The 23829-nt window shown below is 70.8% G+C and carries 24 protein-coding genes; 4 read left to right on the top strand and 20 right to left on the bottom strand.

Annotation, left to right across the window (positions count from 1 at the left end; translation table 11 throughout):
• Positions 1–36 precede the first annotated feature (36 nt).
• Genes ACFVH5_RS18175 through ACFVH5_RS18185 form a run of 3 tightly spaced genes read right to left on the bottom strand, consistent with a single transcriptional unit; the run spans position 37 to position 3966 of the window.
• Complete coding sequence (locus tag ACFVH5_RS18175) at positions 37–1215, bottom strand: acyltransferase (protein ID WP_385834674.1); 1179 nt, start codon at positions 1213–1215, stop codon at positions 37–39.
• On the bottom strand, positions 1215–3518 hold the full coding sequence (locus ACFVH5_RS18180; protein ID WP_385834675.1) for a bifunctional polysaccharide deacetylase/glycosyltransferase family 2 protein: 2304 nt from the start codon (positions 3516–3518) through the stop codon (positions 1215–1217). The genes ACFVH5_RS18175 and ACFVH5_RS18180 overlap by 1 nt, the downstream gene beginning before the upstream one ends.
• A gap of 19 nt (positions 3519–3537) precedes the next feature.
• Positions 3538–3966 carry a hypothetical protein gene (locus tag ACFVH5_RS18185; RefSeq protein WP_385834676.1) on the bottom strand — a complete coding sequence of 143 codons (429 nt, stop codon included), beginning with the start codon at positions 3964–3966 and terminating at the stop codon, positions 3538–3540.
• Positions 3967–4274: 308 nt separating this feature from the next.
• On the opposite strand from ACFVH5_RS18185, the gene ACFVH5_RS18190 reads away from it, so the two are divergent.
• On the top strand, positions 4275–5312 hold the full coding sequence (locus ACFVH5_RS18190; RefSeq protein ID WP_385834677.1) for a chitinase: 1038 nt from the start codon (positions 4275–4277) through the stop codon (positions 5310–5312).
• 187 nt (positions 5313–5499) lie between these two features.
• Here ACFVH5_RS18190 and ACFVH5_RS18195 read toward each other — a convergent pair whose 3' ends face one another.
• Positions 5500–6462 (bottom strand): helix-turn-helix transcriptional regulator, encoded by a 963-nt coding sequence (locus ACFVH5_RS18195; protein ID WP_385834679.1) that lies wholly within the window; start codon positions 6460–6462, stop codon positions 5500–5502.
• Between the two features lie 108 nt (positions 6463–6570).
• Here ACFVH5_RS18195 and ACFVH5_RS18200 point away from each other — a divergent pair, with 108 nt between their 5' ends.
• Entirely contained in the window at positions 6571–6951 is a 381-nt protein-coding gene (locus ACFVH5_RS18200) for a VOC family protein (RefSeq protein WP_385834680.1), read from the top strand.
• Between the two features lie 160 nt (positions 6952–7111).
• Here ACFVH5_RS18200 and ACFVH5_RS18205 read toward each other — a convergent pair whose 3' ends face one another.
• From ACFVH5_RS18205 to ACFVH5_RS18220, 4 genes are all read right to left on the bottom strand, one after another.
• Positions 7112–7570: a hypothetical protein gene (locus ACFVH5_RS18205; RefSeq protein WP_385834681.1), complete on the bottom strand. Its 459-nt coding sequence runs from the start codon at positions 7568–7570 to the stop codon at positions 7112–7114.
• Positions 7571–7596: 26 nt separating this feature from the next.
• The gene (gene mqnC, locus ACFVH5_RS18210) at positions 7597–8796 is read right to left on the bottom strand and encodes a cyclic dehypoxanthinyl futalosine synthase (RefSeq protein WP_384806238.1); all 1200 of its coding nucleotides are present in this window, start codon (positions 8794–8796) and stop codon (positions 7597–7599) included.
• A gap of 152 nt (positions 8797–8948) precedes the next feature.
• Positions 8949–9704, bottom strand: coding sequence for a prepilin peptidase (locus ACFVH5_RS18215; RefSeq protein WP_385834682.1), 756 nt, complete (start codon positions 9702–9704; stop codon positions 8949–8951).
• On the bottom strand, positions 9701–12694 hold the full coding sequence (locus tag ACFVH5_RS18220; RefSeq protein WP_385834684.1) for a BTAD domain-containing putative transcriptional regulator: 2994 nt from the start codon (positions 12692–12694) through the stop codon (positions 9701–9703). Before ACFVH5_RS18220 ends, ACFVH5_RS18215 begins: the two co-directional genes overlap by 4 nt.
• A gap of 398 nt (positions 12695–13092) precedes the next feature.
• On the opposite strand from ACFVH5_RS18220, the gene ACFVH5_RS18225 reads away from it, so the two are divergent.
• Positions 13093–13434, top strand: a complete 342-nt coding sequence (locus tag ACFVH5_RS18225) for a hypothetical protein (protein WP_385834685.1) — start codon at positions 13093–13095, stop codon at positions 13432–13434.
• Positions 13435–13482: 48 nt separating this feature from the next.
• Here the strand turns inward: ACFVH5_RS18225 and ACFVH5_RS18230 are convergent, their stop codons facing one another.
• The 9 genes from ACFVH5_RS18230 to ACFVH5_RS18270 form a co-directional block, all read right to left on the bottom strand.
• A complete protein-coding gene (locus ACFVH5_RS18230) occupies positions 13483–13956 on the bottom strand; it encodes a pilus assembly protein TadG-related protein (protein WP_385834686.1) in 474 nt (157 codons plus the stop codon).
• Positions 13953–14387, bottom strand: a complete 435-nt coding sequence (locus ACFVH5_RS18235) for a TadE/TadG family type IV pilus assembly protein (RefSeq protein ID WP_385834687.1) — start codon at positions 14385–14387, stop codon at positions 13953–13955. Before ACFVH5_RS18235 ends, ACFVH5_RS18230 begins: the two co-directional genes overlap by 4 nt.
• Positions 14388–14768 carry a TadE family protein gene (locus ACFVH5_RS18240; RefSeq protein WP_385834719.1) on the bottom strand — a complete coding sequence of 127 codons (381 nt, stop codon included), beginning with the start codon at positions 14766–14768 and terminating at the stop codon, positions 14388–14390. It abuts the gene before it with no gap.
• Positions 14769–14919: 151 nt separating this feature from the next.
• A complete protein-coding gene (locus ACFVH5_RS18245; RefSeq protein ID WP_055509289.1) occupies positions 14920–15171 on the bottom strand; it encodes a hypothetical protein in 252 nt (83 codons plus the stop codon).
• Between the two features lie 80 nt (positions 15172–15251).
• Positions 15252–16184, bottom strand: coding sequence for a type II secretion system F family protein (locus ACFVH5_RS18250; RefSeq protein ID WP_385834688.1), 933 nt, complete (start codon positions 16182–16184; stop codon positions 15252–15254).
• Positions 16181–17164: a type II secretion system F family protein gene (locus ACFVH5_RS18255; RefSeq protein ID WP_385834720.1), complete on the bottom strand. Its 984-nt coding sequence runs from the start codon at positions 17162–17164 to the stop codon at positions 16181–16183. Before ACFVH5_RS18255 ends, ACFVH5_RS18250 begins: the two co-directional genes overlap by 4 nt.
• Positions 17165–17252: 88 nt before the next feature.
• The gene (locus tag ACFVH5_RS18260) at positions 17253–18563 is read right to left on the bottom strand and encodes a CpaF family protein (RefSeq protein WP_107020899.1); all 1311 of its coding nucleotides are present in this window, start codon (positions 18561–18563) and stop codon (positions 17253–17255) included.
• A 37-nt stretch (positions 18564–18600) separates the two neighbouring features.
• Positions 18601–19482: a hypothetical protein gene (locus tag ACFVH5_RS18265; RefSeq protein WP_385834689.1), complete on the bottom strand. Its 882-nt coding sequence runs from the start codon at positions 19480–19482 to the stop codon at positions 18601–18603.
• A 21-nt stretch (positions 19483–19503) separates the two neighbouring features.
• On the bottom strand, positions 19504–20238 hold the full coding sequence (locus tag ACFVH5_RS18270) for a hypothetical protein (protein WP_385834690.1): 735 nt from the start codon (positions 20236–20238) through the stop codon (positions 19504–19506).
• Positions 20239–20723: 485 nt separating this feature from the next.
• On the opposite strand from ACFVH5_RS18270, the gene ACFVH5_RS18275 reads away from it, so the two are divergent.
• Positions 20724–21680, top strand: coding sequence for a hypothetical protein (locus ACFVH5_RS18275; RefSeq protein WP_385834691.1), 957 nt, complete (start codon positions 20724–20726; stop codon positions 21678–21680).
• On the opposite strand, the gene ACFVH5_RS18280 is transcribed toward ACFVH5_RS18275, so the two are convergent.
• Genes ACFVH5_RS18280 through ACFVH5_RS18290 form a run of 3 tightly spaced genes read right to left on the bottom strand, consistent with a single transcriptional unit; the run spans position 21677 to position 23767 of the window.
• Complete coding sequence (locus tag ACFVH5_RS18280; protein ID WP_385834692.1) at positions 21677–22177, bottom strand: hypothetical protein; 501 nt, start codon at positions 22175–22177, stop codon at positions 21677–21679. The two genes, ACFVH5_RS18275 and ACFVH5_RS18280, sit on opposite strands and share 4 nt — an antisense overlap.
• Before the next feature lie 43 nt (positions 22178–22220).
• Positions 22221–22754, bottom strand: a complete 534-nt coding sequence (locus ACFVH5_RS18285) for a hypothetical protein (protein ID WP_385834693.1) — start codon at positions 22752–22754, stop codon at positions 22221–22223.
• An 11-nt stretch (positions 22755–22765) separates the two neighbouring features.
• A complete protein-coding gene (locus ACFVH5_RS18290) occupies positions 22766–23767 on the bottom strand; it encodes a hypothetical protein (protein ID WP_385834694.1) in 1002 nt (333 codons plus the stop codon).
• Positions 23768–23829 lie beyond the last annotated feature (62 nt).

Consider the following 23829-nt stretch of genomic DNA (forward strand, 5'->3'; position numbering starts at 1 on the left):
GACCCATTGTGGCAGTACGCATCCCGTGAACCCGGCTCAGGGCAGCAGTCGCGGCTTCGACTTCGCCGCCACGTCCTCCACCCATCCGCACAGCAGGACGAACACGCCGATGAGGATCCAGCCGATGCCGAACATGAACCACTGGCTCTCCAGCGGCAGATACGTCTCGAAGGCCGGGACGTTCCAGAACTGGTCGATCAGCGGGATGGCGAGGATCAGCGCCAGCTCGTGCCAGAGGTAGATCGTGACCGCGCGGGCGTTGAAGATCCGCACGATCCGGTCGAGGCGTCCGAAGCGGGCCAGCCACGCGAAGTCGATCCCGAGGCGCGCCTTCGCGTACATCAGCAGGGTCACGAACCCGGCCGACCAGAACGCCTGGGCGTACGGGATGTCGTCGAGGTCGTACGAGCCGGTTTCGGCCTGGTGCGTGAAGGCGTACCAGCCGCCGTACCCGATCGCGGCGAGCGACAGGACTACGACGGCGAACGGTTTGAGCCGTTCCAGGACGCCGTCGCGGTGCGCGAAACCGAGGATCCAGCAGAACAGGTACGTGGCCAGGTCGAGGAGTCCGACGCCGAAGCGGTCGTCCGGCGGCTCCCAGAGGAACTGGAGGACCACGATCGGGGCGAGCGAGAGGACCAGGACGGCGACCGGGGCCAGCCGGAAGACCTTCAGCAGCAGGGGCGACAGCAGGACGAACCAGAGGTACGTCCGCAGGTACCAGAGGATCTCCCAGGCCTGCTCGCCCCACGCGTTGCCCGGCGGGTCGCCCAGCGGCACGACCCAGTAGACGATCTGCCAGCCCGGCATCCAGCCGTGGATCAGCATCGCGACCACGACGAAGGAGCCCCAGAACCAGAAGGGCGGCAGGAGCCGGCGGATCCGGCTCCTGATCACCTTGAGGGCGGGCCGCTCCAGGGACTTCGCCATCAGGGTGCCGGCGAGCGCGAACATGATCCCCATGGAGGGCAGGACCATGCCCGCCCATGCCCAGCCGAAGGTGTGGTAGGTCACGACACGGACGAGGGCGACGGCCCGGAGGGTGTCGAAGTACCGATCACGCCCCTTCCCGGTAGGCGCCTCGGGCGGGGCCTCCGACCGGGCTTCCGGCGGGGACTGCGGCAAGGGCTCCGGTGCCACCCGCGGCAGGCGGGCCGTGTCCGCGACCGCGGCGGACCCGGCGGCCGGGGGGCCGCCCCGGCGGTGCGAGCCCATCAGCCCACCCCCGCCGGTGTGCCGACCTCTCCGGTGCGCTTCAGCTTCTGCCAGCGCAGCCGGCCGCCCGTGAGGGCCGTGATGCAGGAGTGGATCAGGACGAGGTACATCATCTGCCGGTACGCGAGCTGCTGCAGCGGCATCATCAGCAGATACCGGTACTTCTCCTTGTCGAGCCGGAACGCGTACGCCGCGCAGACGAGCTGCACGCCGAGGACGGCCAGCCAGGCGAGCAGCGACGCCTTGAAGTCGATGAAGATCATCGAGTAGACGGTGAACACGTCGATCAGCGGGGCGAAGACGGGCGTGACGATCTGGAAGATCACCACCAGTGGCATCCCGACCCGGCCGAAGCGGCCCGAGGGGCCCTTGTCGGTCAGGGACTTGCGGTGCTTCCACAGCGCCTGCATGGTCCCGTACGACCAGCGGTAGCGCTGGGACCACAGCTGCTTGAGGGAGCCGGGTGCCTCGGTCCAGGCCTTGGCGTGCTCCTGGTAGACGACCCGCCAGCCCTCCCGGTGCATGGCGATGGTGATGTCGGTGTCCTCGGCGAGGGTGTCCTCGCTCATCCCGCCGACCGCGAGCACGGCCTCCCGGCGGAACGCGCCGATCGCGCCCGGGATGGTGGGCATGCAGCGCAGCAGGTCGTACATACGGCGGTCGAGGTTGAAGCCCATCACGTACTCGATGTGCTGCCAGGCGCCGATGATCGTGTTGCGGTTGCCGACCTTGGCGTTGCCCGCGACCGCGCCGACACCGGGGTCGGCGAAGGGCTGGACCAGCTGCCGTACGGTGTCCGCCTCGAAGACGGTGTCGCCGTCCATCATCACGACGATGTCGTGACTGGCGTGCCGCACGCCGTTGTTGAGGGCGGCCGGTTTGCCCGCGTTCTCCTGGCGGACGACGCGCACGTTCGGCATGCCGAGCGCCTCGGCGATCTCCTTGGTGCCGTCCGTGGAACCGTCGTCCACCACGATGATCTCGATCGGATGGGTGCTCTGCGCCAGCGACCTCAGGGTGTTGGCGATGCACTCCTTCTCGTTGTACGCGGGCACGATCACGCTGACCGGCCGGGTGACGGGCTCCCCCCAGCTGAACCGGCGTCTGTTGCGTCTGCGGTAGTGCCTGCGGGCGAGGATCAGCATCATCCCGAAGCGGCCCATGACGGCGACGCCCACGATCGCGAGCCCGGTCGCGAGCCCCGGTACGGTCCACTCGGCGACCGCGACCGCGGCGACGAGCGCCTTGCCCTCGTAGAGGGTGGTGCCGGTGGCGGTGCGGTGGGCGGCCTGGAGCGCGTTGCCGCCCTGGGCCCCCTGGCCCTGCTGTCCCTGACCCTGCTGGCCGCCGGGCGCCGCGCCACTGCCCGGCTGCCCGCCGTTCGCCTGCTGCTCCGCGGCATCCGACTGCTGCTCCGCGGCGTCCGCCTGCTGGGCGGCACCGCTGATGGTGGTGAAGGAGTAACCCTTCGCCTTCATCTTCTTGATGTACGTGCCGAGCGCCTTCACCGTCTGCGAACGCTCGCCGCCCGCGTCGTGGAAGAGCACCGAGGCACCCTTGTTCTCCGCCGGAGTGGCCCACTTGATGATCTTCGAGACGCCGGGCCGCTTCCAGTCGTCGCTGTCGGTGTCGACGAAGACGCTGGTGTAGCCCTCGGCGCCGAGCTTCTTGTAGACGGGCCAGCTGTAGTTGTCGATGGCGTCCGTCTCCGAGGAGTACGGGGCACGGAACAGCGTCGTCGTGATGCCCGCCGCACCCGCCAGGGCGAGCTGCGTCTGGTCCATCTCCCGCTCGATCCGGGCGTTGCTCTGGTACGAGAGATCGACGTGCGTGAAGGTGTGGATACCGACCTCGTTGCCCTGGTCCACCAGGTCGTTCACGATCGACGGGTAGCGCGAGACCATCGAGCCGACCAGGAAGAACGTACCCGGGACGTCGTTCTCCTCCAGGATCTTCAGGATCTGGGGCGTCCACGTGGGATTGGGGCCGTCGTCGAAGGTGAGCGCGATGGTCTTCTCCGGGACGGACGTGGACCGTGCCTCACCGTTCCTGAAGGAGAGGATCGGCCCGCCGTCGATGACGTCGTCCGGGACCTTGCTGGAGCTGGCGTCGCTGCGTACGCGCTCGTCGCCGCCGACCTCCGAGCGCAGATAGCCGTCCAGCAGCATCACGCTGGTGAGCGCGAGCAGGAGCAGCAGGGCGAGGATGACACGCGGTTTCTGCAGCGCCGCTGCCTTGCCCGCGGCCCGCGTCATCCGGGAGGGGGCCCGCCTGCGGCCGCGCGAGGGCGTCGTAGTAGCCATGGGTGTGGGTCCGTTCCGGTCAGTTGCCGGCCGCGGAGGCGGACGCGGACGGGGCGGAGACGGACGCCGTCGGGGCGGCGGCGGGTGCCGCGCCGGTCGCGACGCCCGAGGGCGGGGCGCCGGTGGGCCGCGCGGGCGGGCTGCCGGTACCGCCCTGCGGCTGGAGCCCGCCGCCGGGTCCGGAGTTCTGGCTGCCGTTCGGACCGCCGTCCCCGAAGGGCAGCAGCGAGGACGGGGTGAGCGAGGGGCCCCACCCCATGAACGCCATACCGAGCACGACCGCGTACCCGATACAGACGACACCGAGGAGGGTGCCGATCCGGCGCAGAAGCCTGGCCCTGCGACCGGAGTTGTCCACGAACACGGGACCGTCCTCAGGCCCGTTGCCGCGTTTGCGGCGGCGGCCGCGCACGGCGGCGCGGGATTCGATGGCAGGCTCGGAATGCATTCCCCGGATATTAGGGAGCCTTTATGTGTCCGAAACTCTGATTCTGTTGTGAGACGGCCATGAGAAACGACCGAGTCTGTCTTTTCCCTGAGAGAATCCTTGTTCGCCGGACAGGGCGGCGAACGCCGAGAAGATGCCCAATGTCCCCATATACATGTCCGGTTAGCCCTGTTTGCCGGGCGGTTTCCGTGCGGTTCCCCTGAATATGCCGCCTTCGTGGAGCGGGGCCGTCCGTGAGACATTTTCACTTCGGAAACGCGGTTTGTTTCCATCCTGAGACGAGAATCACGAGAGTGGGAGCACGCGCGATGAGGACTTTCCTGAAGCCGGCTGCCGGGCTCGCCTGTGTCATCGCCCTGGCCACCGCGGGGTGTTCCTCGGGGACGGACGACTCCTCCGGCCCGGATTCCACGAGCCGCCCGCAGAGCGGCGCGTCACCCTCCAAGAGCGCGTCCGGCGACACCTCGGACACCGCCTACGCCCCGTACGTCAGCGCCACCACCGCCTCCGACAACGACTCGGCCGGCTCCCCCTCGGCGTACAACCTCGCCTTCGTCATCGCGGACGGCAGCGCCTGTACGCCTTCCTGGAACGGGACGACCGCGATCGGCGACTCGGCGGTGAAATCCCGTATCTCGGCGCTGACGGAGTCGGGCTCGGCCGTGCGGGTCTCCTTCGGCGGGGCGTCCGGGAAGGAGCTGGCCTCGACCTGTGACAGCGCGTCGGCGCTGGCCGCCGCGTACGGGAAGGCGCTCGACGCGGCCGGGGCGACGGAGGCGGACTTCGACGTCGAGGGGACGCAGTTGGCCGACTCCGACGCGGTGGCGCTGCGCTCCGAGGCGATCGCGCTGCTGCAGAAGGAGCGCGCGGACCTGTCGGTGACCTTCACGCTGCCCGTCATGCCGTCCGGGCTCGACGACGACAGCGTGGCGCTGCTGGAGTCCGCCAACGACAACGGCGTCGTGGTCTCCACGGTCAACATCATGACCATGAACTACGGCAGTTCGTACGACGAGGACATGGGCGACTACGCGAAGACGTCGGCGCAGGCGGCCCACGACCAGTTGGAGAAGGTCTTCGGGCTGTCGGACTCCGGGGCGTGGAAGGGGCTCGCCCTGACGTCGATGCTGGGGGTGAACGACGTGGACAACGAGACGTTCTCCCTGGCGGACGCGGCGGAGGTGCGGGCGTTCGCGGAGGAGAAGGGGGTTGCGTGGGTGTCGATGTGGTCGGCGTTCCGGGACCAGCGGTGTGAAGGGGACGACGCCTCCTCGGACGACGCGGCGACGAATTGCAGCGGGGTGGAGCAGGAGGCGGGGGCGTTCGCCGAGGCGTTCTCGGGGTGAACCTGGGGTTTTTGGGGCGGCTGGGGTGGCTGGGCGTGGTTCTTCGGGTGCGGGTTCGCTGTGGCTGGTCGCGCAGTTCCCCGCGCCCCTGAAAGACAACCGATGTGCGCCGTTCCCCGCGCCCCTGACGGCGAAAGCACAAAGACTGCGCCGTTCCCCGCGCCCCTTCAGGACTGCGCCCCTTGGGTCAGGGGTGGTTGGCGTAGGACGTCAGGCGGGTGGCGAACGCGGTGGTCAGGGTGCGTAGTTCTTCGGGGGTCTCGACGACGAACGGGCGGTCGAGGGAGGCCAGGACCGGGGGCAGCCAGTCGAGGTGCTCCGCCCGGAGCCGGACGCGCAGCCAGCCCTCGTCGGCCCCCTCCAGGGTGGCGACGCTCGCGGGAAGGCGGGCACGGATCTGCTCGACCGTGCCCTGGATCCGCAGGGCCACCTCGTAGCGGTACTCGGCCGTCGCGAAGCCCGTCACCACCCGCTGGGCCGGGTCGAGTCCCTCGGGTGGTTCGAACGACCCGGGCAGCGTCCGCGCGTCCGCGATGCGGTCGAGCCGGAACGTACGGTCCTCACCGCTCCCCGCGTCCTGCCCGGTGACGTACCAGCGGCCCGCGTGGGCGACGATCCCGTAGGCGTGCAGCGTGCGTTCGCTGCGCCGGCCGTCGCCGCCGGTGTATCTCATCGCGACCGGCCGGCAGTGGCTCACCGCGTCGGCGAGGGTGAGCAGGACGTCGGCGTCCGGGGTGTCGAACCCACCGGGCTGATCCGTGAAGGCCAGCGAGTCCAGGAGTACGTCGAGCCGGCGGGCCACCTGCTTGGGCAGCACCCGGCGGATCTTCGCCGACGCCGTCTCGCTCGCCGTGTGCCCCGCCGTCACCAGCCCGGTCCGCCGGCCGGCGACCAGGCCGAGCAGCACGGCCAGCGCCTCGTCGTCGCTGAGCATGAGCGGCGGGAGACGGTATCCGGGGCCCAGCCGGTAGCCGCCGTACCGGCCGCGCACCGACTCCACCGGCACGTCGAGGTCGATCAGCTGACCCACGTACCGCCGCACGGTCCGTCCGTCGACGCCGAGCCGCTCGGCCAGTTCGGCCACGGTCCGGGTGCCGCCGGACTGCAGCAGCTCCAGGAGGGTCAGTACGCGGCCGGCGGGTTTGGGCATGTTCGCAGCCTAACGCCGATACCGGACCGGAACTGTCCTCTATCTGTCCTAGCCTGCGGGACACGGCAGCCGAACCCGGCAGCCGGGCAGCGCACCCGAGGAGACCCCATGAACTTCGTCTCGATCCGCATCATCACCGGCGATGTCGCCCGGCTCGTCACGTTCTACGAGCGGGTCACGGGGCTGACAGCGGCCTGGGCCAACGACGACTTCGCCGAACTCGGCACCCCGAACGCCACCCTCGCCATCGCGAGCACCCGCACGGTTCCGCTGTTCGCCCCGGGCTCGGCCCGCCCGGCGGAGAACCACAGCGTGATCACCGAGTTCCTGGTCGACGACGTGGACGCCGTCCACAAGAACCTGACCGAGTACGTCACCGACTTCGTGACGGAGCCCACGACGATGCCCTGGGGCAACCGCTCACTCCTGCTCCGAGACCCGGACGGCAACCTCATCAACTTCTTCACCCCGCCGGCAGAGACCGCCTAGGGGCGCGGGGAACGGCGCAGTCTTCGGCCTTTCGCCGTCAGGGGCGCGGGGAACGGCGCAGTCTTTGTGCTTTTAGGGGCGCGGGGAACTGCGCGACCGGCCACGACGCACCCGCACCCGAAAACCCACCGGCCCGGCGGAGCCGAGTGCAGCAGCCGTGCTAACGGCGACGATGCACAAGCCGCCCCGCGCACACCGTAGCCACGCACACGCCGTCCTCGCCGAACACGGCGAGATCGGCCCGGCCCGTCGGCCGGATCACGCGCGGCACGGCATCGGTCAGCACGACCACGTCAGTGCGCGCCGCAGCAGCCCGCAACCCGGCCGTGTCCGCGTACTCGGCCAGCACGGCCACCGCCCCCGACTTCAGCAGGGCGTGAACGCGTTCGCGAGGCGTCGGTGCGTCCGGGATCGGTCCCCGATGCATCAGGCCGGGCCCGAGCACCCCGGGCCACACCCGCACCCGGGCATCCGGATACCGCTCCCGCAGCTCCGCCAGGACGCCCGTCGCGGCGACCCGGTCCCCGTCCACCGCAACGGCCCCGCGCTCAACGGAGCCGGGGCCGGAGTCGTCCCAGCTGTGCCGCAGTTCGTCCGCCGCGTGAATGGTCAGCGCCACCGGCCCGAACCCCCTCCGCCACAGGCCTAGTTGGAGGCGAGCAGCTTCAGCTCGGGGTGGGCGGTCCCGCCCTCGATCGCGGTCGACGAGATGTGCGACTGGACCCGGTCGTCGACGGGGTCGTTCGCCGGGTCGTCGTGGACGACGAGGTGCTCGTACGTCGTCGCCCGCTGCGCCGGCACCCGTCCCGCCTTGCGGATCAGGTCGATGATCTCCATGCGGTTGGAGCGGTGCTTGGCACCGGCGGAGGAGACGACGTTCTCCTCCAGCATGATCGAGCCGAGGTCGTCCGCGCCGTAGTGCAGCGACAGCTGGCCGACCTCCTTGCCGGTGGTGAGCCAGGAACCCTGGATGTGGGCCACGTTGTCCATGAACAGCCGCGCGATGGCGATGATCCGCAGGTACTCGAAGAGCGTGGCCTGCGTACGGCCCTTGAGGTGGTTGTTCTCGGGCTGGTACGTGTACGGGATGAAGGCGCGGAAGCCGCCCGTCCGGTCCTGTACGTCACGGATCATCCGCAGGTGCTCGATGCGCTCGGCGTTGGTCTCGCCGGTGCCCATGAGCATGGTGGACGTGGACTCCACGCCCAGGTTGTGCGCGATCTCCATGATCTCCAGCCAGCGCTCGCCGCTCTCCTTGAGCGGGGCGATGGCCTTGCGGGGCCGCGCGGGCAGCAGTTCGGCACCGGCGCCGGCGAAGGAGTCGAGCCCGGCGGCGTGAATGCGCCGGATCGCCTCCTCGGCGCTGACCTTGGAGATGCGGGCCATGTGCTCGACCTCGCTCGCCCCCAGGCTGTGGATGACGAGCTGCGGGTACGCGGCCTTGATCGCGGAGAAGTGCTCCTCGTAGTACTCGACACCGAAGTCCGGGTGGTGCCCGCCCTGGAACATGATCTGCGTGCCGCCCAGCTCGACGGTCTCCGCGCAGCGGCGCAGGATGTCGTCGAGGTCGCGCGTCCAGCCCTTGTCCTTGGCCTTCGGCGGGGCGTAGAACGCGCAGAACTTGCACGCCGTGACGCAGACGTTCGTGTAGTTGATGTTCCGCTCGATGATGTACGTCGCGATGTGCTCCGTACCGGCGTACCGGCGGCGGCGTACGGCGTCGGCGGCGGAGCCGAGCGCGTGCAGCGGGGCGTCGCGGTAGAGGTCGAGCGCCTCTTCCGGGGTGATCCGCCCACCCTCGGCGGCACGGTCGAGGACGGACTGGAGGTCGGCCTTCTCGGTCACCGGAGCGGTCCCTTTCATAGGGGAATCAGGAAAGGCGCGAAGCGCTTCGACATAAGGGTGGTGGTGGGAGACGGGTGGACGGACTGATCCAGCGTACGCCAGCCCGAACGATCATCCGACGTCAGGCGGTGTACACCCGGGAGGGGCCCGGATCAGGCGGCGAAGGCCCCGATGAGCAGGCCCATGAAAGCGCCCGCGATCAGGAAGGGGCCGAAGGGGATGGACGTCCTGCGTCCGGCCCGGCGGGCGACGACCAGCCCCATCCCGTACAGGCCGCCGAACAGGAACCCCGCGAACGTGCCGAGCAGCACCGTCCCCCAGCCGTACCAGCCGAGGACGGCACCGAGGCCGAGGGCGAGTTTCACATCGCCGAAGCCCATGCCGTCGGGGCTGATGAGGAAGAGGACGAAGTAGCCGCCGCCGAGGGCGAGGGAGCCGTACAGCGCGGTCGGCCAGTAGCCCGCGTGCTCGGGGGCGGCCCAGGCGCCCCCGAGCAGGACCAGGGCGGCGCCCGCGAGGGGCAGCGTCAGTGCGTCCGGCAGGCGCTGGACGCGGAAGTCCACGACGGCGAGGAGTACGCCGAGGGGCGCGAGCAGCAGCCAGACGGCCAGCTCGGGCCGGGTGCCGGTGGCCGCGGCGAGGGCACCGCACACGAGCGCGGTGGCGAGGGCGACGGGGAGGGTGCCGGGACCGTAGGCGCGCCCGCCGCACTCCCGGCAGCGGGCGAGGCCGACCCAGCCGCCGAACCGTCCGGCGACGGGATGCCCCTCGGGACACCGGTCCGCCCACGGCTCGTCGGGGTCGACGGAGAAGCGGTACGCGGGGCGGGGCACGAACAGACCGGCGGCGCCGCCCCACAGGACGGCGCCGACGATCACCAACAGGTCGACCGGCGCGAGGCCGTTCATCCCGCGGCGGCGACGCCGCTGCGCCAGGTCGGCAGCAGTTCGTCGAGGAGTGCCTCGGTCCGCGGCGGCAGCCCGCGCGCGCCGCTGCGGGCGACGAGGTCCGCCGCGCGCCGCTTCAGCCGGTCGCTGTCGCCGGTCGCGTGCGTGGCCCGCAGCAGCTCGTGCCACAGCCGCTCGTCGCCGGGCGCGGAGCCCAGCGCCGCGTCCAGCGCCTCGATCGCCTTCTCGGCGCGGTCCTTCTCCAGGTGGAACGCGGAGAGGGCGAGGCCGATGTCCGCGACCAGCAGCGGCAGTTGGGCGTCGATGATCTCGTGGGTGAGCCAGCCGTACCGCCCCTCGGGCCGCTCGGCCAGCAGCGGACCCCGTACGAGCACCAGCGCGTCGGTGAGCAGCCGGCCGCGCACCGCACGGCTGCCGGCGCCCCGGCCCTGGGTGGCCTCGTGGTAGAGCGAGCGCAGGACGTCCAGGTCGGACACCACGGACTTGGCGAGCTTGAGCCGCCCGGTCGCGTCGGCGGCGAGCCGCGGAGTGCCGTCGGGGTCGGCGCCGAGCCAGGCGCGCAGCCGCTCGACGAGCGCGTCCCGAACGTCGTCGGTGACCCCGCGCGGCCAGAGCGCGGAGGACAGCACCCGCGGGTGCACGCCCTCGCGGTGCAGGAGCAGCAGCGCCAGCGCCTCGTGGAGCAGCGGGCTGCGCTCACCGTCCGGTGTGTCGAGCCCGATGATCTCGTACGGTCCGACGAGCCGCGCGTACACCGCGGGACGCCCCTGCTCGCTGATGTCGACGAGGAACGGCGGCGCGGTGGCCGGGCGGTCGTCGTCGCGCTCGGGGTCGGCGTCGGTGAACAGCTCGACGACGGCCCGCTGCTGGGACACCGGCAGGAGCTGCGCGTCGAGTTCGAGGCCGAGGAGCGGTGCGAGGAGCTTGCCCTCGCTGGTGATCTCCATCTCCCAGGCGGCGCCGGGCAGGTCGCCCGACCGGGTGCCGACGAGGTAGCCGATGCCCAGCCGGCTGGCGTCGGCGGCGAGTTCGGCGAGCTTGACGGCGTCCTCGGCGGACGGTTCGGCGGCGAGCAGCACGAGGTGTGGGGCCCAACGGGTGTGCTGGGCAGGGCCCGTACGCCCGGTGAGCACCGAGTCGTGACCGGCCGCACCCAGTGCGCCGCGCCGCTGCCGCGTCTCGGCCTCCATGGTCTCCACGAGCGCCTCGATGTCGTCGAGGTGGCGGAGCCGGTTGGGGGCGAGCGGCGTCAGGTCCTCGCCGAAGCCGACGAGGGTGATGGTCATGCGGTCGGACCAGCCGTTGGTCGCCAGCTCGGCTGCCACGGAGGCGAAGACGCCCGCACGGTCCTGCTCGCGGCCGCTCAGCGAGACGATGCCGGGCACCGACTCCAGGTTGAGCAGGAGCCGCGAGTCGTCCATCGAGCCGAGGCTGACGAGCCCGGGGTACGGGGCAGCCGTGTCCACCTCCTCGTACCGCTCGGCGTCGGCGCGGGCCAGCATCCAGAACGTCTGGTCCTGCCCGAGCTGCCACGGCGCGGGCGGCCGACCGGCCGGCTGGGCGAGCTGGAGGTGCAGATCGCCGTTGCCGCCCATCCAGGCCGCGTACACGGTCGGCAGCGGACGGGACTCCCCCGCCAGCGAGGCGGCGAGCCCGCGCAACGACCGGTCCAGCAGGCGTACGCCCTCGGGGTCGGCCCCCACCAGCAGCGCGTCCTGCGCGTCGGCGGCGGCACCGGTGGGCGTGGGCGGCTCCATGCCGCGGCGCCCGCCGACGGCACCGAGCGCGGACTGCCACAGCGCCTGGCGGCGGCGCCGGCCGAGGGCGCCGAGGAGACCCGCGGCGAGAAGGGGCGCGCCGAGGAGGGCCTGCGGCAGCCCGAACCCGCTGCCCTCACCGGCGGCGGGTGCGGCATGCTCCTGCCCGCCCTGCGCGGCCCCCTGACCGGGACGCTGCTCGGGAAGGCTGATGTGCGCGGTGTCGCGGTCCTGCGCACCGGACCCGCCGCCCTGCCGGCCCGCCCCCTCCTGTCCCGCACCCTGCCCGCCCTGCTCCTGCGCGCCACCCGTCCTGGCGTAGTCGGAGATCTGCCGCTGGACGTCCGGCGAGACCTTCGGGGCCTCGTCGGGCATCTCGACCAGTTCGCCGCCGCGGGCGTCACCGGGCATCTCCATGATCCAGCCGGGCCGGATGAGGCTGGCCTCGGAGAGCTTCGAACCGTCGGGCTGCGCACGGTCCTTGTTGAGCTGGTAGATCTCCTTGTACCGGCGTCCGTCACCGAGGTGGCGCTCCGCGACCTCCCAGAGGGAGTCGTGGTGGCGGCCCTCGGGCGGCTGGATCCGGTAGAACTTCGTGGCGTCCTCGGACGCGCGGGCGCCCCCGCCCTCCGCGTGCGCGGCGGCGTCGGCGGCCTGCTCGGCCAGTGCGGCGGCGCTCGCGGCGGTCTGCGCCTGCTGCTGTGCCAGCAGCCCGCCCGGGGTCTGCTGGGCCGCCGCGGCGACGGCGGGCCGCTGGTTGCCCTCCAACTGCTGGCCCAGCTGCGAAAGACCCGGTGTGAAGCTCGCGGCGGCGGCGCCGACCAGCAGCAGCGCGGCGACGAGCTGGCGTGCGAGGAGCTGGCTCGGGCCGGCCCCGGGCACGCGGTTGGGCAGTCCGACACCGGACAGCGCGGCCTTCATCTCGACGAGCACGCAGGCCGTGAACTGGGCCCACGCCAGCCAGACGACCACGGTCAGCACGTTGATGAACGTGTCGACGGTGATCTCCTGCTGGAGCCACTCCGTCGTCGGCGCCCCCGAGGGCAGCGGCCAGCCGATCTGGACGGCGAGCGCGCCGGGCACGCCGACGAGCAGCACGAGCAGGGCGACGAAGGCGAGGAACGCCTTGACGAAGTCCCCCACCGTGCGGCTGCGCCGGGGCAGGGGCTGCGGCGTCCGATTCCTCGGACCCGGCGAGCTTCCCGGCGGGTTGGAAGTGGTACGTCGCGCCATGGCGGGTGTCCTGATGTCGTGTGGGAAGGGAGGGAGAACGGGGGTGTGCTGAGCCTACTTAGATCGCATTGAGCCTGTCGAAGGGTAAGGAGAGGGGGCGAGCCTCCACCCCGACGGGTTCGCCACCATCTGCGACCTAAGCCCGATTCGCCCGGTCGGCCGGCTGCCCGACACCACCCGAATCGGTACGGCTTCGCACCTGCCACGGGTGCACCCCTCACGATCCCCACACAATCCCCCGGAGCCGGTGCGCCTCCGCTTCGTATAGTCGGATCGTGCACGGGCATCACCTCGTGCACAGGCGTCAGATCGTGCGCAGGCGTCAGACGGTGCACAGACGCATGTCGCCGAGGCACGGACACGACAGCCGAGGCACGGACACGACAGGGGGATCGCTCATGGGAAAGCCCGACCTCGCGCTGCCGCTCAGTGAGCTGGAGGACTACGGCACCCGGCTGCGTGACATCAAGACGCGGATGAACCACACCAAGAAGCTCTTCGAGTCCTACAAGGACGACATCGGCGACGGCGGCGTCTACGACAAGCTGGAGGACTTCGAGTCCAACTGGGAGGACGGCCGCGAGGACATCAACCAGCAGCTCGACGCCCTGGCCCAGATGTCCGAGGCGATCGTGCGCGAGTTCAAGAAGCTCGACGACGACCTGGCGAAGCAGGTCTCCGAGGGTGTGAAGTCCGACGACAAGGGCGGCAGGGGCGGGAAGAAGGACGGCGGCGAGTAGCCGCCCTCGGGGCGACGCCCGCCGGCCCGGCGGGCACCCTCCGTCGGGTCACCCCACCTCGTTCTCCGCCACGGCCCGCCCCCGGACCGTCACGTCGCCCCCGTAGAACATGCCGGTGAAGACCGGTGAGTAGGTGAGCTGGACCTCGACCTCCACCTGGTCGGCGTTCGCGGCGACGCAGTTCGTGGCGGCTATGTCGGCGCCCGTCATGCCCATCTCCTGGGCGAAGGCCTTCACGCGGGCGCCGCAGTTCTCGAAGAGGATCGGGGCGCCGCCGCCCTGGTTCTCGTACAGCGCGTCGAGGTCGACGTCCTGGGCCGCGTAACGGGCGGCCTGTTCCGCGATGTCGGCGGCCCGTTCGCGCTTGGAGATGGACAGGCCGCCGTCGATGACGAACGCCGACAGGGACAGGAACACGAGCGCGAAGATGATCACCGCGCCGGCCCCCGACCCCCGGTCGTCGAGGCGCTCGCGCCGCGCCGCCGCCCACGCGCCCAAGGTGTCCTTCACGCGCACGGTCACGCCTTCCTCTTGAAGGGATCCAGCGGCGAGGTGAACGACGCATCGAGGCGGGTCGGCACGTCCAGGCCCAGCATCGCCAGCCCCCGCACCTCGCAGCTGACCTCCACCGTGAAGAGGTCCGCGTCCTCGAAACCGGCGCTGGTCTTGGTCACTGTCACCGGACCGGCGCAGACGTCCGCCAGATCGGCGTCCGCGGCCTTCTGCGCCTCCGCCATCGCGGAACCCTGGTCGCGCTGGAGCGAACCGGAGCGGGCCGCGTCCCTGGCCGCCCCGTCCAGTGCCCCGCGCCCGTCCACCAGTTGCCCGAAGGCCACCAGCACCAGGATGAAGAGGATCATCACCGGAGCGAGGATCACCACCTCCACGGTGGACAGCCCCCGGTCACCGAGGTCGGCGCCGCGCGAAAGCAGTCGCCTCACCACTGCGCGCATCTAGTTCCCGTCATCCTCGACGAACCGCTCCACCGGCCCCACCGACTGCGCGTGCACGGTCAGATCCAGCCCGGGGAACACCGACGGCACCTTCGCCGTGATCTCCACCCCGACCGAGTCCGGGTCCGGCTGAAGCGTCTTCACGTCCGGTCCGAGCACCAGCTGCGGTCCGAGCTGCGCGATGTAGCTGTCCACGACGTCCCGCGCCTCGCCGCGCCACGCGCCCGGTGACTCGTCCGCCGTGGCACGGGCCTTGCGCGCACCGGCCTGGGCCGCCGCCTGCGCCACGTGGTCGGCGAAGAAGTACAGCGCGAACTGCACGGTCGCGAAGATCATGAAGAAGAGGACCGGCGTGAGCAGCACGAACTCGATCGCGGTCATGCCGGAGTCGCCCCGGGCGGAGGCGGCCTCCACCCGGCGGCGTACCCAGCGGACCAGGCGTCGTGCGCTCACCAGCAACCCCGTGTACGTGAGAGGGAGAAAGCGGCTGCGGAAGCCGCGGAGCCGGCCCTTTTCCCCAGGGCCGGCCCGATCAGCAGGTGCTGCCCGCGTCCGCGCCCTTGATGCAGTCGCCGACCTTGTTGGCGCCGTCGCTGAGCGCGGCGTTGATGATCGCGGCGACCACACCGACGATCGCCACGACGACCGCCGAGATGATGACCCACTCCACCGCGGACGCACCGCGGTCGAGTTCGCCGGAGCGGGCGCGCTGCACCCGGCCCTGGAGGAAGGTGATCAGGAAGTCCACCCCCGGGATCCCGGTGCTGTAGTTCCGTCCGTTCATGGTGAGTTGTCCTCTCGAAACAGTTCAAGACAGTGCGGGGCAGTTCACGGATGCAGTTGTCGCGGAAGCGGTTGCCGGGCTCAGACCTGGAACACGCGCATCGCCGCCGGGAAGATCAGGAAGACCAGGAAACCGGCGCAGAGCAGCAGCTGCGCCACGAGCATCGACTGCGACTTCTCGCCCGCGCTGCCCTCGATCTCGGCGAGTTCGCGGTGCCGCATCGTCTCGGCGCGCGAGGCGAGCGACTCGCGCACCTTCGCGCCGTCGTCCGCGACCAGCGCCAGGGAGGCCGACAGGTCCTTCAGCTCCTCGACGCCGATCTCCTCCCCCAGCGACCCGAGGGCCTGCCACTGGCTGATGCCGGTGATCCGGGCGTCGGCGAGCGCGTTGCGGATGCGCTGCGTGGCCCAGCCGTCGGAGACCTCGGCCGCCGCCATGAGCGCCTCGGGCAGACCCCGGCCGCCCGCCAGGCTCATGGACACCAGGTCGAGGTACGCGCCGATCACGCGCCTCAGGTCGCGCCGCTTCTCGGCCGCGTCCCGCCGCACTTCGAGGTCCGGCAGGAAGAAGAAGACGACGGCGAAGAGCAGGGCCAGCCAGACCGGGATGGCGGGGCTGCGGCCGAAGCCGAGCGTCCAGACCACCGCGAACATGAGCGGCCCGAAGAACACCCCCGCGGCTCCCAGCAGCACCTTCGTCGCGAGGAAGTTCTCCCAGCTGCGGTCGAGCACCGCCAGGTCGGCCCGCAGCGAGCGCTGTTCCCAGCCCTGCTGCAGGTACAGCTCGGCGACGCGCTGCCCGACCCGGGCCCGTACGCTGCCGAGCCGTCCGCCGTCGGCGTCCGAGGTGCGGTGCGCGGACTCGTACGCCGCTCCCCGTGCCCTCATCGCGTCGATGCGGGCGACCTGGGCGACCGCGCTGCGCTTGGCGGGCATCAGGGCCCGGACCAGGACGTAGATGCCCAGGCCCAGGACGGCACCGACCAGGACGGGCAGGGTCAGGGTCGAGTTCATCGGCGTACCCCCTCCTCCGGCGACGACAGCGGCAGCGACTGCTGCGGGGACGGTGCGTGGGCCGGTGCCGGGGACCCCGGAGCGGTACGGGGGCGGACGAACTGGACCGCCGACTCGTCCCGCACCAGGAACCGCTCGGGCGTCTCGATGGTCGACAGCTTGCGCAGCCACCAGAAACCGAGCGCGAACAGACCGCAGACACACGCGAGTACGAGCTGGCCGACGGCCGTTCCGTACGGCTCGACGAACTCGCGGTTGAAGATGGACAGGCCGAGCACGAAGGCGATCGACACGGCCACGACGATCTGCACCGAGCGGCGGGTCGAGGCGCGCTGGGCCATCACGCGCTGGCGCATGTCGACCTCTTCGCGCGCCGACTTGGCGAGCGCGCCGAGAACCTGGCGCAGACCCGGGCCGCGCAGCCGCGCGTTGAGGATGAGCGCGGCCACGATGATGTCGGCGGACGCGTCGTCGATCTCGTCGGCGAGCTGCTGCAGGGCTTCGGGCAGCGGCGTACGGGAGCGCAGCCGGTCGACGAGGGCGTCGAGGTGCGGGCGCAGGACGGGCGCGGAGGCGCGGGCGGAGGCGGGGATGGCCTGTTCGAGGCCGACGGCGCCCGCGATGGTGTCGCGCAGCGACTCGGTCCAGGAGGCGAGGGCCTCCACGCGCTTCATGGCGGCCTTCTCCTCGGAGGCGCCGCCGAAGAGCTTGTCCCAGAAGAAGACGAGGACGGCGGTCGCGATGCCGGCGACGGCCCAGCGGGTGAGGAGCAGGACGACGATGCCGGCGATGGCGGCGATCGAACCGCGCCGGCCGGCGAACCGTACGAGTTCGGAGGCCCGTTCGCTCGCCTTCTGCTTCTCGTGCTCGGGCTTGGCGGGCAGGCCGCGGACCGCGGCGGCGAGCAGGGCGAGGCCGCCGCCCACCGCGATCCCGCACGCGAGCGCGTACAGGACCGTCGTGGAGAACAGCCCGCCCATGGAGCCGAGCGAGTCGAGAGCGGCCAGCGTCATGCCCGGCCGCCCCGTGGTCATGGCCGGTGTCATGGTCGGTTCTTGCATGATCAGGTCACCCCCAGTTCCCGCCGGGCAGGCGATAGCCGTACTGGATCAGGTCTTCGAGGCAGGAGATCGGCGCGTGCGGCAGGACCCGGCCGTCCGGTGTCTCGGCGAACACCTCGCTGGACAGGACGCGGCCGTCGACGCCGTTGACCTCGCGGATGGAGGTGACCACGCGCTGGAGCCGGCCGCCCGACTCGAAGTTGTTGCGCCGCTGGACGAAGACGACGAAGTTCACGGCGCCCGCGACGAGCATCTGGCTGGCCTCGATGGGCAGGCGTTCGGTGGCCTGGAGCGCGTACGTGGAGATGCGGTTGAACACCTCGTGGGAGCTGTTGGCGTGGATCGTGGACAGCGAACCGTCGTTGCCCTGCGACATCGCGTTCAGCATGGTCACGATCTCGTCGCCGAGGACCTCGCCGACGATGACGCGCGAGGGGTTCATACGCAGTGACCGCCGGACCAGTTCGGCCATGGAGATCATGCCCTGGCCCTCGGAGTTGGGCAGCCGCTCCTCGAACGCGACGACGTTCGGGTGCAGATCGGCGAAGGTGTCGAGGCCCAGTTCCAGGGCGCGTTCGACGGTGATGAGGCGTTCCTGCGGGGGGATCTCGTTGGCGAGCGCGCGCAGGAGCGTCGTCTTTCCGGCGTTGGTGGCGCCCGCGATCATGATGTTCTTGCGGGCCCGGACCGCGCAGGCCAGGAAGTGCCCGACCTCGGGGGTGAGCGTGCCGTTGCCGACGAGGTCCGACATGAAGACCTTGCCCATGCGGGCACGGCGGATGGACAGCGCGGGTCTGCGGGTGACGTCCATGACGGCGGACAGTCGCGAACCGTCCGGCAGCCGCAGGTCGAGCTGCGGGTTCGCGGAGTCGAAGGGCCGGGAGGACAGACCCGAGTACGCGCCGAGGATCTGGATCAGCTCGATCAGTTCCTCGTCGGTCTCGGCGACCGGATCGGCCCTGACCTCCTCGCCGTTGGCGTAGCCGACGAAGACCTGGTCGTACCCGTTGATGTCGATGTTCTCGACGTCGGGGTTGTCCAGCAGGGGCTGCAGGCGGCCGACCCCGAAGAGCGCGGCGTGCACGGCGGCCGCGTACTGCTCCTCCGTCTCGGCGTCCAGCGGCGTACGCCCGGAGTTGATCTCCGTACGGGCGTAGTCCTCCAGGATCTGGGCGATGACCGCGCGGGCGTACTGCCGCTCGTCCTCGTTGGACATCGGCGTGACGCCGGAGACCTGGTCGAGGCGGCGCTGCTCGGCGATCCGGTCACCGGCGTCCTGCCGGAACCGCTTGACGAGCTGATGGTCGACAGCGGTCATCGGCCGTCCCCCGTCGCCCTGTGCGTGTCAGCCACGGTCATCGGCCGGCTCCGGCGGTCGGCCGACCGCCCGGGCCACCGGGGCCACCAGGACCGCCGGGCCCGCCTGCCGTCGGTACGGACCAGGCCGCGCCGAACTGCTGGTAGAGGTCCGAGGTCACCTTGCGCGCCGAGCGGATGAGCAGCGACTTGTCGAGCCGTCCGCGCCTGCGGCCGGCCAACTGGTCGGCGCCCGTGGGGTCCGCGGCGATCGTGCCGACCACGCGGGCGCCGGTCTGCGAGGCCATCAGCATGTCGTCGACCTGGCGGACGATCTTCGCGGAGTCGCCCGGGTCGGTGATCAGCACGACGCCGATGAGGGGCGTGCCGAGCGCTCCCGCGCCACGCGGTCCGCCGTGCAGCTTGGTGGTGAGCGCGGCGGCCCGGTCGCGGACGCGCGCGATGGCCTCCGGTTCGGTGCGCGACACCAGCAGGACGAGTGCGGCCTGCGCGAACATCTCGACGGCCGGGGACTCCCCGCTGATCCGTCCGCAGTCCGCGATGACGTCGGCGGGCGTGTGCTCGGAGTCGGCGAGCTGCGCGAAGGCGCGGCCGAGGGTGGGCCACAGACCGGCGAGCCCGGCCGCCTGCTCGGCGTGCGCGAGCCCGACGAGGACGTCGAGCCCACCGCTCAACGGCTGTACGTGGTCCCAGATCTGGTCCGGTACGAGGCCGCGGCGGGCCGTGGCGGCTATGGACAGCATGCCGGTGTTGGGGTTCAGCGGTCCGCCGTGCGCCGCGGCACTGCGGTACACGAGGTCGCCGCCGGCCGGGTCGGTCTCGGCGAGCAGCACGCGGCGCGGCCAGACCGCCGCGAGGGCGACGGCGGTCGTGGTGACGCCGGGGGAGCCTTTGTCCGCGGCGAGGGCGATGAGGGCCATGGTGTGTGTGACTCTCCGCCGCTAGTTGCCGGGAACCTTGACGAGGGCGACCGCGTTCGCCGCGGCGGCGCGGGTCAGCGCGGCGGCGTCGCTCTCGTCGACGGTCACGGTGACGCGCTGGTTGGTGCTGCTGATGGTGCTGTCGCCGCTGCCGCTCGGCACCTTGGTGACGCGGGCGTCCTCGACGATCGGGGCGTCGGCGGAGCCCGTGGAACCGGTGGCCCCGGTCCCCGTCTTGTCGTCCGAGCCGGAGTTCGAGGAGGCGTTGTTGCCGACCTGGTAGGCGGCCACGAGGTCACCGACCTCGATGCCCTCCGGGTACTGCCCCTCCTTGAGGGAGAGACCGACGACGGCCTTGCCGTCCGGGACGCTGGCCTCGGTGCCGAACATCTGGCCGATGACGAGGGTGCCCGCGTAGATCGTGGACTTGGCCTTGAGCTTCTTGAGGGTCTTCAGCTGGTTCCACTCGATGTAGTTGACCCCGGAGTCTCCGGCGACCAGCACCGATTCGACCCTGTTCCCGACGGACTCACCGGCCTGGACGTCACCGGTCACCTTGATGACCTCGATACGGTCACCGGCGCGCAGTACGAGCATGGTCGCCCCGAGCGCACCCACGAGGATCAGCAGCACCGCGAGCGCGGCCAGTGCCGGTTTGCGCTCGCGAGGCGGCGAGGGAAGGCGCTCCCCCATCGTCGGCTGAACCGGCGCGGAGGAACGGTTGTTGCCCGCCCCCGTACGCTCTTGGATCTTCACGCAACCGCTCCCCGTACGCCCAAGAAGGTTTTCGTCATTCAGGACACTTGGCACACTTGACGCACTTCGAGCACTGGGCCCGCACCGGGCGTACCGCCCGACCTGGTCGGATAACCGTCGAAACGCTGCCGAATAGCCATGGCCGGAACGAGTGTCAAGTCACCGCACCGTATCAGCAGCACATAAGGCCCTCAAGGCACGACCACGACCGCGAACCTCACACACCACGACGTTATCCACGCGCAATGCAGGGGGTTCGGTTCCAGGTCACGGAAGGTGCCGCGCACGGGGTCGCGGCCCGGACCGCCGCTGTGCACCAGCGAATCATCCGCCCCCGCCCCGCCGGGCCCCGGTCACGCTGTGTCCATCGTCCCTGCACGACATGCTCACGGGAGGCGTACGGGGGCCGTGGGACGATCTTCAGCCATGGGTTGGCGGCATGGACGGACGGCGGACGGCCGCCGGTGACGGGGAGTTGGTGTGCGGTGACGGGACTTCTGCCCGTGAGTGGTGCGGCCCTGTCCACGGACCCCAGGCTCCTCGCCTCCGTACGCGACGTCGGCACCCGCCCCGGCATCGACTTCGACTACACGGACGACGCGGCCACGGCGGCCCTGCTGGAGCACCACCGGCGCACGGTGGCCGCAGCGGAACACGGCCCTCTGATGTGGCTGGGCGCGCTGGCCCTGGTAGCGGCTGTCGTATGGCCGTTCATCGGCTCGGCGGTACCGGCCTTCGACGGCCGCCCGGAGCTGGCGTACGCCCCGGCGGGCCCCCTGCTCGTGACGGCCGTGGCATGCCTGACCTACGTACGACGCCGCTGGAAGCGCGAACTGCTGCACCCGAGACTGACGGGCTACCGCCACGTCCTGGGCCTGGCGCGAGCACACGGCGTCCCGGTGACACACGTCCCACGCTGGCTGGTGGGCCGCCCGCTGAACGGGGACCGGGAGACGGTACCGATTCCGGTGTACGGGGAGGTGGAGCCGTTGCCCACGGAGGCGCCGTCCGCCCAACCAGCCGAAAGGGTGACACCGCCGGTCTCGGTGCCGGACACCCCTCCGGTGCCCACGAAGCCCGCGGCGGTCACGGCGTACGAGGCGATGGCGGACCAGGGCGGCTGGCACGACGAGACGGGCTGCCTCCTGCTGCTCGCGGCGATCGGCGGCGCGGCCTGGGCGTACTCGGAGACGAACCCCGCCGGCTACCTGGCCGCCGCCCTCGCCACCACACTCGCACTGACGACCTGGCTGGCAGGAGCGAACCGGGGCCGCGAACGCCAACGCCTGCGGGGTGCAGCCCTGGAGTACGTACAATCCCTCACCGCCGCCCAGTCGACGGGCACACCCGTGCCGGAACTCTCGCCGCCGCTGAGGGGGTTGCTGGAGGAGGAGGCTGCGCGGGAGCGGGGTGACGACCAGGACACCGCGGGCAGGACCTAGATCATGGCCGCCAGTTCGCGTTCGAGAAGCGACAGAAAGCCCGCCAGATCCGAGGCGACGACCTCGGGCGGGACAGCTCCTGCCGTGTAGACGTCTCCCTCGACCCTCGAAGGGGGCAGCCGGTACACGGTCGACCCGTCGGTGGCACTCAGCGCGAACAACGCCCCTCCGCCGTCGGACCCGAAGACGACGACGGAGTCCTCCCGAGAGCCGGCGATCCGCGTCGGAAGGCCGCCACGCATCCCGGCCACGGTCCGCCCTTCCGGGTGTACGAAGAAGCCCGCGCCCACGTCCGGAAAGCTGACCTGCTCCACGCGACGGTAGAAGGTGACCAGATCATCGGGTAGGTCCTCCACGGTGGCGGGACTCGCGGCGCGGGTCACGCGGTTCTCGTCCGGCGGGTAGCCGAACTCGGACGCGAACCGCTCCATGAAGGTCGAGCACAGCGCGTCCATGCGCCCGGCCCATCCACTGATCCACTCATCGGTGACAGTCACGGCAGCAGCACTCGCGGCAGGTGCGGCAGGTGCGGCAATGGCCTCAAAGCCATTCGCCCTCGTCGTCGGCTCCCTCGTCCGTGCCGTATTCGCTCAGCACGACGACCAGTTGCACCGGGGTGTCCGTGTCGTCCTGCTTCACTCCGGCCAGCACGACCTTGTCCGCGACCCTCCACGCAGAGTGCTCGATGAAGTCCGCGCCGCCGGTCAGATCCTCGTCGGAGGCTGCGAGACGGGGCCCGAGTGCTCCGGAAAGCAGCCGCTCCACGGCGGGCGACAGTTCGGCGACAGCGGCGTCGTACAACTCGTCCATGTACGCATCGAGGTCAAGCCGCTCCTCGTCGACCTCGCGGTACCAGAGCGTGAACTCCACTTCCACGGACGGCCCGTCACCCTGAATCCACGCGGCGGCGTCATCACGGCTCAAGGTGGTCGCCCAGCCCTTCGCCGGATTCCTGCGCTTCCCCACCCAGCCACAGCCGACGAGAACCGACTCGACGGCCTGCCCGGTGAGCTGCTGAAGGTCGGACAGCCGACTCAATTCCACACTCAGATCAACCATTTCGTCCGAGTCCATCGGCCGTCTCCCTACTGGAGAACGGTCCGGTGCGGGTGGGCCGAGTCCGATGGGCATACGAAGACAAGGAGAGACCCGCCTCGCCCCACCACAAGCGAAGTGGGGGTGTTCGCCTCTGTGTCGACGACGTCCTGGTCCTCCAGAGGCACCCAGCTACGAGTTCCCCTGTCCCATTCCCGGCTGCTCACGGTGAGAAGGAGATCCATCTCCTGCCCGCACTCGCAGACGACTTCCTGCGGGCCGGTGACATGCCACGAAGCGAAACCGCCGACTTTCCATCCGGGTGGAATCGACAGGTCGAACTGATAACTGACAGCGTCCTCGTCCTCCCAGTCCTGCCATTCGTCGAGCTGCGCCCGAACAGGAAACGGCAGAAGTCCGCCGTACTGGTGCTCAATCACCTGTTCGGGATGGAACACGCAGGGATCGGGCACGTAGTCGTCGCGGCCCACGACCTCCGGTTCGGGCTGCTCGGCCAGTACTTCCGTGACGTCCGCGGCCTTGCGCCGGAACAGGTGGACGTCCACGTTCCGGTCCTCGCCGTGTGCGTTGAACGGACACCAGAGGACCTGGAGCAGGTCCGCGTCCCCCGGAAGCCCGAGTCCCGGAACATCACGGGCGTACAGCTGGGCGACCGGCATCAGGGGAATGGGATCGGTGTCGCCGAGCCACGGGGCGTGCCGGCCACGGCGCAGGGTGTCGAGGATCTGCAGTTCTTCCTCGGTGGGCCCGGCCGGCTGTCCGGGGGCCGGCTTCCGGCTCCACGCCTCGGCGAGGATCTTCCGGCGCAGGCGCACATCACTGACACGATCGCCGAAACGCCGCTTGTGCGGCACCGTGCAGGTGGGCCACGGCTCGTCGGCGGGCCACAGAAGGGGCCCGCCGACCGAACTTCCCTCCCGGACGGGAACCCCCGGGCGGGGGTGCAGCCGTGTCCCGGTGCCGCGGTAGCCGGACAGCTCGGGGATGACTGCCTCGATGTCCAGGGGCCGTTCCGGCGTCGTGCGGGTCATATTCCTCCTCGGGTCCACTCATGGCAGCGTAACCAACGCGCGAGAGTGCGGGTGACTTCACC

The organism is Streptomyces sp. NPDC127119, assembly GCF_042677425.1.
Classification (GTDB): domain Bacteria; phylum Actinomycetota; class Actinomycetes; order Streptomycetales; family Streptomycetaceae; genus Streptomyces.

What these genes read in the sequence shown, in the direction of transcription:
- ACFVH5_RS18175 (WP_385834674.1), bottom strand. Translation starts at nt 1,215, where the DNA reads ATGGGCTCGCACCGCCGGGGCGGCCCCCCGGCCGCCGGGTCCGCCGCG.
- ACFVH5_RS18180 (WP_385834675.1), bottom strand. Translation starts at nt 3,518, where the DNA reads ATGGCTACTACGACGCCCTCGCGCGGCCGCAGGCGGGCCCCCTCCCGG.
- ACFVH5_RS18185 (WP_385834676.1), bottom strand. Translation starts at nt 3,966, where the DNA reads ATGCATTCCGAGCCTGCCATCGAATCCCGCGCCGCCGTGCGCGGCCGC.
- ACFVH5_RS18190 (WP_385834677.1), top strand. Translation starts at nt 4,275, where the DNA reads ATGAGGACTTTCCTGAAGCCGGCTGCCGGGCTCGCCTGTGTCATCGCC.
- ACFVH5_RS18195 (WP_385834679.1), bottom strand. Translation starts at nt 6,462, where the DNA reads ATGCCCAAACCCGCCGGCCGCGTACTGACCCTCCTGGAGCTGCTGCAG.
- ACFVH5_RS18200 (WP_385834680.1), top strand. Translation starts at nt 6,571, where the DNA reads ATGAACTTCGTCTCGATCCGCATCATCACCGGCGATGTCGCCCGGCTC.
- ACFVH5_RS18215 (WP_385834682.1), bottom strand. Translation starts at nt 9,704, where the DNA reads ATGAACGGCCTCGCGCCGGTCGACCTGTTGGTGATCGTCGGCGCCGTC.
- ACFVH5_RS18220 (WP_385834684.1), bottom strand. Translation starts at nt 12,694, where the DNA reads ATGGCGCGACGTACCACTTCCAACCCGCCGGGAAGCTCGCCGGGTCCG.
- ACFVH5_RS18225 (WP_385834685.1), top strand. Translation starts at nt 13,093, where the DNA reads ATGGGAAAGCCCGACCTCGCGCTGCCGCTCAGTGAGCTGGAGGACTAC.
- ACFVH5_RS18235 (WP_385834687.1), bottom strand. Translation starts at nt 14,387, where the DNA reads ATGCGCGCAGTGGTGAGGCGACTGCTTTCGCGCGGCGCCGACCTCGGT.
- ACFVH5_RS18240 (WP_385834719.1), bottom strand. Translation starts at nt 14,768, where the DNA reads ATGACCGCGATCGAGTTCGTGCTGCTCACGCCGGTCCTCTTCTTCATG.
- ACFVH5_RS18245 (WP_055509289.1), bottom strand. Translation starts at nt 15,171, where the DNA reads ATGAACGGACGGAACTACAGCACCGGGATCCCGGGGGTGGACTTCCTG.
- ACFVH5_RS18250 (WP_385834688.1), bottom strand. Translation starts at nt 16,184, where the DNA reads ATGAACTCGACCCTGACCCTGCCCGTCCTGGTCGGTGCCGTCCTGGGC.
- ACFVH5_RS18255 (WP_385834720.1), bottom strand. Translation starts at nt 17,164, where the DNA reads ATGGGCGGGCTGTTCTCCACGACGGTCCTGTACGCGCTCGCGTGCGGG.
- ACFVH5_RS18260 (WP_107020899.1), bottom strand. Translation starts at nt 18,563, where the DNA reads ATGACCGCTGTCGACCATCAGCTCGTCAAGCGGTTCCGGCAGGACGCC.
- ACFVH5_RS18265 (WP_385834689.1), bottom strand. Translation starts at nt 19,482, where the DNA reads ATGGCCCTCATCGCCCTCGCCGCGGACAAAGGCTCCCCCGGCGTCACC.
- ACFVH5_RS18285 (WP_385834693.1), bottom strand. Translation starts at nt 22,754, where the DNA reads ATGGACTCGGACGAAATGGTTGATCTGAGTGTGGAATTGAGTCGGCTG.
- ACFVH5_RS18290 (WP_385834694.1), bottom strand. Translation starts at nt 23,767, where the DNA reads ATGACCCGCACGACGCCGGAACGGCCCCTGGACATCGAGGCAGTCATC.